Here is a 10,568-nt window from a genome sequence, read left to right on the forward strand (position 1 = left end):
CCGTGGCCTGCCCCCATCATCACCCACCCCAATCATACCCGTTTCCCATGAAGATTCACCACGTTCTCGCTGCCGCCCTGTTGCTGGCCGCGCCGCTATCCGCTGCGGCCCAGCATAGCCACAAGCCCGGTACTGCCGCCCACGGCCATAAGGCCGCCGGTGAAACCCACGCCCATAAATCTCCCCACGGCGGCATCGTACGCACGGCGGGCAAGTACCATGTAGAGTTGGTGCAGCAGGCCGGCCAGGTCCACGTGTACCTGCTCGATGACAACGAAAAGGCGTTGCCCGTGGACCGCGCTACCGGCACCGCTATGCTGCTCAGTACGACGGGCAAAACCAGCAGCGTGAAGCTGACTCCTACCGGTGACCACCTGGTGGCCGCCGTGCCCGTCGGCACCACCCTGCGCACGGCCATCGTGAGCCTCAAGGCCAACGGCAGCTCGCTCAACGCCCGGTTTGAGAAGCTTGACGCGGCTGCAAAAGCCGGTAAGGCCGTTTCCAATGCGTATGCCTGCCCGATGAACTGCGAAGGCAGTGCCAGCCCAGAACCCGGCAGCTGCCCCAAGTGCGGCATGGCCCTCGTGAAAAAGTCGTAGGCGGGCGCCGTTTGGGCTGCCTGCTGCTGCAACAGCGGGTGGCCCACCGACTGGTTTTAACCTGATTGTATGAAGTTCTTGAACGTAAAAAGCGGGTATTGTTGGCTGCTGACGCTGTTGCTGCTGGCGCTTTGCTCCGGCGCGGCGCGGGCGCAAACCACCATCAGCCTGGACAGCGCCGAGGCCCAGACCCTGCGCCGGCACCCCCGGCTGCGGCAGTCAACCCAGGAGATTGAGGAGCAGCGCGCCCTCAAGCGGGGCTCCTTTGCGCCGGCCAACCCGGATTTTCTCTTTTCGGCACCCACGGGCGAGATGTGGGCCCCGGGCGTGGTGCAAACCATTGACCTGCCCAACGTATACCGACGGCAGCGGCAGGTGGCCGAGGCCGGTATCACGCTGGCCGAGCGCAACCGCGACGTGAGCCGGGCCAGCGTGCTGCGCGACACCCGCCTGGCCTACCTGAGCCTGCAGTTTGCTGAGGCTCAGGTGCGCCAGCTCACGTATCAGGACAGCCTGTTTCGGGTGCTGCGCCTGGCCACCGAGCGGCTGTTCACGGCCGGCGAAGTCACCTCGCTGCAGCGCATCAGCACCGACGCCGAAGCCCGGCAGGTGACCGTGCTGCTGCAACAAGCCACCGCCGACCAACAGGCCGCCCAGCGCCGGCTGGGGCTGCTGCTGGGCCGGCCCGCCGAGGCCCTGGCTACCAGCACCGACTTGAGCCGCACCGGCGCGGAGCTAGCCCAAACGGGTACTACCCTACTCAGCGGGCTGCCAGTTGAAGACAGTGCCGCCCTCGTGCGCAGCCCCACGCTGGCGGCCGCCACCCAGAACGTCGCCCTGAGCCAGTCGGGCATCAGCCTGGTGCGGGCGCGGCGCACGCCGGCTCTCACGGTGGGCTACCAAAATCAAGCATTTGAGAACTCGGCGCTCCGATACCGCTTTCAGTTTGGCGTGTCGGTGCCCGTGTGGTTCTGGACTTACCGCTCGCAGCTGCAGGCGGCCACGGCCCGCTCTCAGGCCGCCAGCTACCAGCTGCAGGCCCAGCGCCTGGAACTCAGCACCCAGTACGAGCAGGCCTTGGCGGATACGCGCAAGTTTTCGACATCGCTGGCTTACTACGAGCAAACCGGCCTGCCCCAGTCGCGGGCCATCATCAGCCAGTCGCAGCGCCTGTTCCGGGCCGGCGAAGTGAGCTACCTGCAGCTTATTCTGAGCCTGAATCAGGCCTTTGCCATTCAGAATACTTACCTGACCACCATCCGCGACTACCGCCAGGCTTTGGTCGAGCTTAACTACCTGCGGGGCGAATAACCGTCAACTATCATGAAACAACTCCTGATTTTGCTGCTGGGTTTGCTGCTGACCAGCCCGGCTTACGCCCACGGGGGCGAAGACCACGGCGACGGGACGAAGGCGGGTACGGCGGCGGGCGCTACCTCGTTTTCGGTCGCGGCCCTCTCGGAGCAGTTCGAGGTGCTGCTGCGCTACGAGCCCCTGGAAGGCGGCCAGCCGGCCGACCTGCGCCTGTTCTTATCCGACTACGCCACCAACGCCCCTATCAAGGGCGCGAAGCTCACGCTCACCAATCCGGAAGACGCCAACCTGAAATGGGCGGCAACCGAGCAGGAGCCGGGCATTTACCTGGTTGAGGGCCAGTTTCCGGCTAACAAGGCTTACAGCTTTGCGGTGAACATCGTGGCCGGCGAAACGGCCGATTTACTGCTGCTCGAAGGCATCAAGGTCGGGGAGAAGCTACCCGTGGCGGCTACGGCCCCCGCTGCGGCCCCGTCGCTTTTCTCATCCTGGAAAACCATTCTGGCCCTGATTGGGGCCTTTGCGCTCGGTATCGGCCTGACGGCCCTGCTGCTGCGTCGTCGTCGCCGCTCAGAATCCGTGCCGCAGACTTCGGAACAGGCGCTGACCGCCAGCCGCCGTGCCCCCTTCCCTTAATGCCACTTCTGATATGAAAACCAAGCATAAATTCCTAGCCGCCACGGCCGCCTTCGGACTGGTACTAACTGTGCTGCTGCCCCCACCCAGCCTAGTGCAGGCGCACAGCGGCGAAGACCACGGCGGCGAAGCCAAAGCCAGCACCGGCGTGGCCCTCACCGACGAGGTGCTGCTGCCCAAGGAAAGCCAGTTTCTGTTCGAGGTCCGCACCAATCTGGCTGCTTATTCCACCACCTACAGCCGGGCCACCCTCTACGGCACGGTATCGGCCGCGGCCGGGGGCGAGGGGCGCGTGGTAGTGCCCCAGACCGGGCGCATCGTGAGCCTCGCTGCGCAGGTGGGCAAAACCGTGCGGGCCGGCCAGACGCTGGCCGTGATTGAGCAAACCCTCGACGCCACCCAGCAAATTGGCCTCAGCACCGAGCGCGCCAACGCTCAGGCTGAGCTGCGCGCCGCACAGCAAGACTACTCCCGCCTGCAAACCATCGCCGACATTGCCGCCCGCAAAGACGTGGTGGCCGCTGAGCTGCGCCTGCGCCAGGCCCGCCAAAACGCGGCCATCTACAACGGGCAGGCCAGCCAGCGGCGCGTGAGCATCACCTCGCCGGTGAGCGGCACCGTGGACGTGTTTAACCTAGCCGTGGGCCAGCAGGTGAACCAGGGCGACGAGCTGTTTCGGGTCATCAACCCCGGCAAGCTGCGCGTGGAAGCCCAGGTGTTTGCTCAGGATTTAGCGAAGGTGACGCCCGGGGCTTTGTTTCGGGTAGAAGGCTTGCAGGGCCAAGCGGGCGTGCCGGCCCGGCTGGTGGTGTTCAGCAACGTGGTGAACCCCGTGAACCAGGCCCGGCAGCTGGTGCTGGAACTCGATGCCACCGAAGGCAGCGCCTACCGCGCCGGCCAGGCCGTGAACGTGCAGGTGGTGGGCCAGACCGGCGGCGGCAAACCCCAACTGGTAGTGCCGACCTCGGCCATTACGGACTTGAATGGCAAGCCCGTGGTCTTCGTGCACACCGAACCCGAACACTTCAAGATTCGCTATGTGCAGCCGGGGGCCATGAATGGCCAGCAGACCGTGCTCGTGCAGGGTCAGGTCAACGAAAATGACCGGGTGGTGACGGCTGGCACCTACCAGCTTAAATCCATTTATCTCAACCAATAGCTCCGCCTCACCCGCTGGTCTTCTCGCTTCCTGCTTCTAATTCCCATGAAAAACCTCCTTGCTCTCGCCACGCTGACGGCCACGCTTCCCCTCATCACCCCGACTGCGCAGGCCCAGACGGTTCCGCCCGGCGGCTCAGCTGCTGACGAAGCCGCCGTGAAAGCGGTGCTCACCAAGTACCAGCAGGCCGTGCAAAAACTCGACACCACGGGTACTAGTCGCCTGTTCGCGGCCAATTCGCAGGTATTCGAGTCGGGCAGCGTGGAAGGCACCTACCGGCACTACGCCGCGCACCACCTGGGCCCGGAGCTTAGGGAGTTCAGGGCCTTCACTTTCAGCGACTACAAGGCCGCCGTGCAGGTAGATGGTCCCTACGCTTTTGCGACGGAAACCTATATCTACACCATCAATCTCAAGAAAGACCCCAAGGAAAAGGAAGCCAAGGCCCCCATCGTGCGCCGTGGGGTGGCTACCTCGGTGCTGCGCAAAAACGCCTCCGGGCAGTGGCAAATCATGAGTACCCACAGTTCGGCCCGTACGCCTCGTTCTAAAAAATAGGCTACTCAACTGGCCTGGGCCACTGCCCGGAACACTCCCGAAGCCACGAGGGGAGGGGCCAACCGGCCGCTTCCGCTTCTTCCTCTTTGCGCTACTAACCGATGCTTGACAAGATAATTCGCTTCGCCCTGCAAAACCGACTGCTGATGCTGGCCTTCGCCCTGGGCCTCATCATAGCTGGCAGCTATACCGCCAGCCAGCTACCGGTGGACGTGCTACCCGACCTAGACCGCCCCCGCGTCACCGTATTTCTGGAAGCCCCCGGCATGGCCCCGGAGGAAGTGGAAGCCCTGGTGACGCTGCCCGTGGAGACGGCCCTGAATGGGGCCACCGGCGTATCGGCAGTGCGCTCCAACTCAGCCATTGGCCTGGGCATGGTGTTCGTGGAGTTCGACTACGGCACCGACATCTTCACGGCTCGCCAGATTGTGAGTGAGAAGCTGCAAACCACCGGCGAACAGCTGCCCGAAGGCATTACGCCGGTGTTGGGGCCGATTTCCTCAGTCATGGGCCAGATTATGCTGGTGGGCCTCTCGGGCGGGAAAGAAACCAACGCCGCCGATTTGCGCACCCTGGCCAACTACACCGTGCGGCAGCGCCTGCTCAGCATCCCGGGCGTGGCCCAGGTCATTCCTATCGGCGGCGACAACCTGCAGTACCAGGTACTGCTGGATATGCCCCGCCTGAATGCCACGGGCCTGACCGTAAACCAGGTGGAAGATGCTTTGCGCCAGTCCAACCTGAATACCACCGGCAACTTCTTCGACCGCAACGGCTCGGAGGTACTCATCCGCAACCTGGGCCGGCTGCGCTCGGTGCAGGACATTGAGAACATCATCGTGGGCTACCGCGAGCAGTCGCCCATCCGGGTAGCCGACGTGGCCAAGGTGGAGTTCGGGGCCCGCTTCAAGCGCGGCGACGGCAGCGTGAACGGCCAGCCCGCCGTGATTCTGAGCATCGAGAAGCAGCCGGGGGCGGCCACCGTGGGCCTCACGGAAGCCGTGGAAAAAGCGCTGGTGGAACTCAAGCCCTCGCTCCCCAAAGATGTACAGGTGAACACCCGGCTGTTCAAGCAGTCGGAGTTTATTGAGTCCTCCATTAGCAATGTAGAGGAAGCCCTGCGCGACGGGGCCATTCTGGTGGTCATCGTGCTGTTTGCCTTTTTGCTGAACGTACGCACCACGTTTATTTCGCTGGTGGCCATTCCGTTGTCGCTACTGGTTACGGCGCTGGTATTCCGCTTCGTCGGCATTTCTATCAACACCATGACGCTGGGCGGGCTGGCCATTGCTATCGGCGAGTTGGTGGATGACGCCATCGTGGACGTAGAAAACGTGTACCGCCGCCTACGCGAAAACAAGCAACGGCCTGACCCGCAACCGGTGCTGCGGGTAATTTATGCCGCTTCGTCAGAGGTACGCAACTCCATTGTGTACGCCACTATCATCGTGGTGCTGGTGTTCCTTCCGCTGTTCGCGCTGGAAGGTATGGAGGGCCGCATTTTCGCGCCGCTGGGCATTGCCTACATCACCAGCATTGTGGCCTCGCTGTTTGTATCGCTCACCGTGACGCCGGTGCTGTGCTACTACCTGCTACCCCGCATGAAGCAGATGGACCACCCCGAAACCGACGGCGGGCTGGTGCGCTGGCTCAAGAAGAAGGACACCCGACTGCTGGGCTGGGGACTTAATCACCCCAAGCTAGTGCTTACTTCTACCGCTCTGCTATTTGTCATGGCTGCGGCCATGGTGCCATTTTTCGGCACGGAGTTCCTGCCGCCCTTTAATGAAGGCTCTTTAACGGTTAACTTCTCCGCACCCGCCGGCACCTCACTCACCGAGTCTAACCGCCTGGGCACGTTAGGCGAGCAGCAGATGCTCAAGATTCCAGAGGTGGCTTACACGGCCCGCCGCACCGGCCGCGCCGAACTGGACGAGCATGCCGAGTCGGTGAACAACTCGGAAATCGAGGTGGCTTTCAAGACCAAGGAAGAGTTGAAGAAGGAAGGCAAAACCATGCGCAGCCGCGACGAAATCCTGGCCGATATGCGCCAGAAGCTCAGCCTCATTACGGGCGTGAACGTGAACATCGGCCAGCCCATTTCTCACCGCCTCGACCACCTGCTCTCGGGCGTGCGGGCCCAGGTGGCCATCAAGGTGTTCGGCAACGATTTGCTGGAGCTGCGCCGCTACGCCAACGAGGTGCGGGCCGCCGCGGGCACTGTGCCCGGCGTGGTGGACTTGCAGGTTGAAAAGCAGGTCCAGATTCCTCAGTTGCTCATCCGACCCAAGGATGACGCCCTGCGCGCCTATGGCATGGCACGGGGTGAAGTGGTGCGCGACCTGGAAACGCTGTTTCAGGGCGCTGTGGTCTCCCAGATGCTCGACGGGCAGAAGCGCTTCGACCTGGTAGTGAAGCTGCCCGAAGCCCAACGCAACGACATCGCGGCCATCAGCCAGACCCGCATCGAAACGCCCAGCGGCGAGATGATTCCGGTAAGTGAGGTGGCCGACGTGGTGTACGAGCCCGGCCCCAACACCGTCAACCACGAAAACACCCAGCGCCGCATCACCATTTCACTGAACGTGGCGGAGCGCGACTTGGGCTCCACCGTGAAGGAGATTCAGCAGAAAGTCAGCCAGCAGGTGAAGCTGCCGCCGGGCTACTATCTCACCTACGGCGGGCAGTTTGAGAGCCAGCAGTCGGCTTCGCAGAAGATTCTTTGGCTGAGCTTGTTTTCGCTGGCCGGCATCTTCCTGGTGCTGTTCTCGCACTTCAAGTCCTCGCTGATGGTGGGCCAGATTATGCTCAACATTCCGCTGGCGCTTATCGGCTCGGTGGTGGCGGTGCTGCTCACGGGCGGTACGTTCAGCATTGCCTCCCTCGTGGGTTTCATCACCCTCACCGGTATTGCCTCCCGCAACGGCATCATGATGATTTCGCACTACATCCACCTCGTGGAGCACGAAGGCGAGAAATTCGGCCTCCCGATGATTATCCGCGGCTCGCTGGAACGGCTGGTGCCGGTGCTGATGACAGCCCTGGTGGCTGCGCTGGCCCTGGTGCCGCTCACGCTGGCCAAGGACGCGCCCGGCAAGGAAATCCTGTATCCGGTGGCCACGGTCATCCTCGGCGGCCTGCTCTCGTCCACTTTCCTCGACATCATCGTGACGCCGGTGGTGTTCTGGCTGGTGGGCGAAAAAGCCCTAGCACAATACTTCGCCTCTCATCAGGAAACGGGCTTGGATGAGCACCCGCAGGAACTCGACGCGCAGCCGCTCACCCCGCCATCGGACCTGAATCCGGTGCTGCCCACACGTTAGGCCATGTCGCTTCGCCCCGCCTCTGCTTCGCCCACCACCGTGCTGTACATCAAGTATATGGTGTGCCCGCGTGGTATCCGGGTGGTCCGGCAGGAACTGCAGGGCATCGGGCTACAGGTGCTCGACGTGTGCCTGGGGGCGGCGACCGTCGCCGGCCGGCCGGAAGAACTCGACTGGCCCCGCCTGCGGGCCACACTAGAAGCGGCCAAGTTTGCACTGCTCGAAACCTTCCACCAGACCTTGGTGGAACGGGTAGGCGTAGCGGTAAACCACTTACTGCGTGAGCCGACCGAGAGTCTGCGCCACCGGGCCTTCGGGGCGGCGGTGGCCCGCGAGTTGGGGATGACATACAGACAGCTCTGCCCGGCTTTTACCCGCCTGATGGGAGGCAAGACGCTGGCAGACTACATTCTGAGCCAGCGGCTGGCCTATGCGCAGGAACTGCTGGCTTCAACTTCCCTGGGTGTTGGCCTCATTGCCCGGCGCTTGGGGTATGCCAGCCTGGCCCACTTTTCCGGGCAGTTCCGGCGCGTGACCCGCTGCTCTCCCTCCACCTATAGGAAGCTCCTGCGCAATGAAAAGCCGACCCTAGCGGCGGATTTTCCGCCAAATGATGCAAGCGAAAGGCGCTAGTTATGCAAAACTGCACGGCCGGGCCGGGGTATAAATAAAAGCTACCCTGATAAGGTCAGCTATCCGTTTCCACCTTACCCCATTTCCCATGCATACGCAAAACCAACCCCTGCTCGACGCCCTCAATGCCTGCATCGCCGCCTGCGAGCACTGTGCCACCGCCTGCCTGCACGAGGACAACGTGAAGATGATGGCCCGCTGCGTCCTGTTGGACCGGGACTGTGCAGACGTGTGTGCCCTTACTGCCCGTCTCGTGGCCCGCGGCTCGGAGCATGCTGCCCATCTGCTGAAAGAATGTGCCGAAATCTGCAAGGCCTGCGCCGACGAGTGCGAGAAGCACGGGGCCCACTCCGAACACTGCCGCGCATGCGCTGAAGCCTGCCGCCGTTGCGAGCAGGCCTGCCGTCAGGGTATCGCTGCCTAGGTATTTATTAAGTACAGTAACAGCCAGCTGGTAGGTATACCAGTTGGCTGTTACTGTGTTCCGGGGTCAGGAAATCATGCAAGCCCCAGACGTAATTGTGTACCCCGGCCGGCGCACCCCGCGCTACTTTTGGGTGTTCTTATGTCGAACCCGCCCGACTTGGGCAACACCTTTTCAATCTCCATGAAAACGCTTCAATTCAACACCAATATCAACTGCGGCAGTTGCATCAAGGCCGTAACGCCCACGCTCAACAACGAGCAGGACATTGCATCGTGGCAGGTGGACACTGCCAATCCCAACAAGGTGCTTACCGTAACCGGCGACATTACCGAAGCACAGGTTTTGGCCCTGGTGGAAGACGCCGGCTTTAAGGCACAGGCAGTTTAGCGCTTCCCCCTAAACCAGCAGTGAGATGGCCACCCTTTCGGGTGGCCATTCTGTTTTTTAGGCAGCTTCAAGCGAAATGTTATTTCCCACAGCTATTAGGGGTAGCACAATAGTAGGAACGGTAAACAACGGTAGGGAAATTCAACGAGCTATTCTTAGGCTCTTTACATCAGCGGGGGCTAAAACTGCTTTAAGCCCTGTGCGGCCAGCTGTGTTAGAGCGTGTTTGGGAATTAGTCGGCTGTTGCTCGGCGCAAGGTTATGGTCAAGTTAGCAACCAGCAGCCAAGCCGCATGGCTGCTGGTTGTGCGCTCGTAATCCATGGCCAGCCGGCGAAAGCAGTTCAGCCAGGCAAAGGTGCGCTCCACGACCCAGCGCTGGGCCACCGGCACAAACCCGCGAGTGGCACTGGGTGGCCGACTGGCTACCTGGTGCTGCCAACCCAGCCCTTGCACCTGCTGGGCGAATTGTCCGCCGTATGCTTTGTCGGTCAATATCTTGCGTAGTCGGCTAGCCCAGGCCGGGCGCAGGTGCGTGGGGGGCGGGCAGCAACGGCCGCGCCGCCCGGCTGTCATGGCCGTTAGCCGCGTGGACGTGCACGCGCCAAATGCGCCCGCCCGTGTCACAGAGCACTTGCCGTTTGCGTCCGTTGACGCGCTTGTGTGCATCAAGGCCCCGCTGCTGGCCCAGACGCGGGGCCAACTTGACGCTCTGCGCGTCAACCAGCGCCAGCGACGGGGTGGGCAAGCGCTGACTCGCCAGCCGGTCGGCGCGGTTCGCCGCCTCATTGAGCCGTTGCAGCAGGCCGGTGGCTTGCCAGCGGGCGAAATAGTAGTAGACCGCCGACCAGGGCGGAAAACACGCCGGCAAGCTGCGCCACTGGCAGCCCGTGCGGCACACGTAGCGCAGAGCGTCAACGACTTGACGCAAACACAAACGCCGCTTGCGTTGCAGGGGCAGCAATGGCACAATAACTTGCCACTGCGAGTCAGTGAGGGGATGATAGCACTCAACCATAAAGCGAACCGGAGCCTAGGAACTCCGACCGCAACTTACTGGCTCGTTTCTTTTTGCCCTACCTAATTCCCAAACACGTTCTAAGTTGAGCGGGTGCTCAGACGTGGTCTCTCGCCGTATTACACATTGTATTGACGAAGCGATGACCTTGCGCACTACCGCGGGTGCCGCGTCGTGGCCTAGTGTCAAGCCGCAGCCTGCTGGAAAACATTTTTTGCGGGCTGGTGTGATATAGCGACCGGGAGCGCGAACAATTAGGCAGAACACACCAACCTGCCTGCCCTGATGATGTCGCCCAAATTCGTCGCCACCTTGCTGCTAGGCCTGGGCCTTAGCACGGCTGCCCAGGCCCAGGATTTCCTGGCTTACTTCCACGGCAACCGTGACAGTCTGGTGGCCGCCGCCACCCGCATGGTGCACACCCCGCCCCCAGCGTTTACCGCCCCGCCGCCCCCCGCCGCCCTGGCACCGGCAGCCGCCGACCCAGGGTGTTGTTAAACAAATAGGGTAAAACCT

The 10,568-nt window shown here is 62.4% G+C and carries 12 protein-coding genes; 10 read left to right on the forward strand and 2 right to left on the reverse strand.

The genetic code is table 11. The features are described 5' to 3' along the window. Positions 1–47: 47 nt before the first annotated feature. From LRS06_RS24015 to LRS06_RS24055, 9 genes are all read left to right on the forward strand, one after another. Positions 48–599: a heavy metal-binding domain-containing protein gene (locus LRS06_RS24015; protein WP_257873817.1), complete on the forward strand. Its 552-nt coding sequence runs from the start codon at positions 48–50 to the stop codon at positions 597–599. 69 nt (positions 600–668) lie between these two features. Continuing rightward, the gene (locus LRS06_RS24020) at positions 669–1,910 is read left to right on the forward strand and encodes a TolC family protein (RefSeq protein WP_257873818.1); all 1,242 of its coding nucleotides are present in this window, start codon (positions 669–671) and stop codon (positions 1,908–1,910) included. Between the two features lie 12 nt (positions 1,911–1,922). After that, the gene (locus tag LRS06_RS24025) at positions 1,923–2,549 is read left to right on the forward strand and encodes a hypothetical protein (protein WP_257873819.1); all 627 of its coding nucleotides are present in this window, start codon (positions 1,923–1,925) and stop codon (positions 2,547–2,549) included. 13 nt (positions 2,550–2,562) lie between these two features. Next, positions 2,563–3,708, forward strand: coding sequence for an efflux RND transporter periplasmic adaptor subunit (locus LRS06_RS24030; protein WP_257873820.1), 1,146 nt, complete (start codon positions 2,563–2,565; stop codon positions 3,706–3,708). 45 nt (positions 3,709–3,753) lie between these two features. Then, positions 3,754–4,266, forward strand: a complete 513-nt coding sequence (locus LRS06_RS24035) for a nuclear transport factor 2 family protein (protein ID WP_257873821.1) — start codon at positions 3,754–3,756, stop codon at positions 4,264–4,266. A 101-nt stretch (positions 4,267–4,367) separates the two neighbouring features. Further along, on the forward strand, positions 4,368–7,589 hold the full coding sequence (locus LRS06_RS24040) for an efflux RND transporter permease subunit (RefSeq protein WP_257873822.1): 3,222 nt from the start codon (positions 4,368–4,370) through the stop codon (positions 7,587–7,589). A 3-nt stretch (positions 7,590–7,592) separates the two neighbouring features. Continuing rightward, entirely contained in the window at positions 7,593–8,222 is a 630-nt protein-coding gene (locus tag LRS06_RS24045) for a helix-turn-helix transcriptional regulator (RefSeq protein WP_257873823.1), read from the forward strand. Between the two features lie 88 nt (positions 8,223–8,310). Then, positions 8,311–8,646 carry a four-helix bundle copper-binding protein gene (locus LRS06_RS24050; protein WP_257873824.1) on the forward strand — a complete coding sequence of 112 codons (336 nt, stop codon included), beginning with the start codon at positions 8,311–8,313 and terminating at the stop codon, positions 8,644–8,646. Positions 8,647–8,829: 183 nt separating this feature from the next. After that, entirely contained in the window at positions 8,830–9,036 is a 207-nt protein-coding gene (locus tag LRS06_RS24055) for a heavy-metal-associated domain-containing protein (protein WP_257873825.1), read from the forward strand. A 232-nt stretch (positions 9,037–9,268) separates the two neighbouring features. Here the strand turns inward: LRS06_RS24055 and LRS06_RS24060 are convergent, their stop codons facing one another. Continuing rightward, entirely contained in the window at positions 9,269–9,529 is a 261-nt protein-coding gene (locus LRS06_RS24060; RefSeq protein ID WP_257873826.1) for a transposase, read from the reverse strand. Positions 9,530–9,545: 16 nt separating this feature from the next. Beyond that, positions 9,546–10,052, reverse strand: a complete 507-nt coding sequence (locus LRS06_RS24065) for an IS5 family transposase (RefSeq protein ID WP_257873827.1) — start codon at positions 10,050–10,052, stop codon at positions 9,546–9,548. 285 nt (positions 10,053–10,337) lie between these two features. On the opposite strand from LRS06_RS24065, the gene LRS06_RS24070 reads away from it, so the two are divergent. Continuing rightward, positions 10,338–10,550 carry a hypothetical protein gene (locus LRS06_RS24070; RefSeq protein WP_257873828.1) on the forward strand — a complete coding sequence of 71 codons (213 nt, stop codon included), beginning with the start codon at positions 10,338–10,340 and terminating at the stop codon, positions 10,548–10,550. Positions 10,551–10,568 lie beyond the last annotated feature (18 nt).

Source organism: Hymenobacter sp. J193 (genome assembly GCF_024700075.1).
Classification (GTDB): domain Bacteria; phylum Bacteroidota; class Bacteroidia; order Cytophagales; family Hymenobacteraceae; genus Hymenobacter.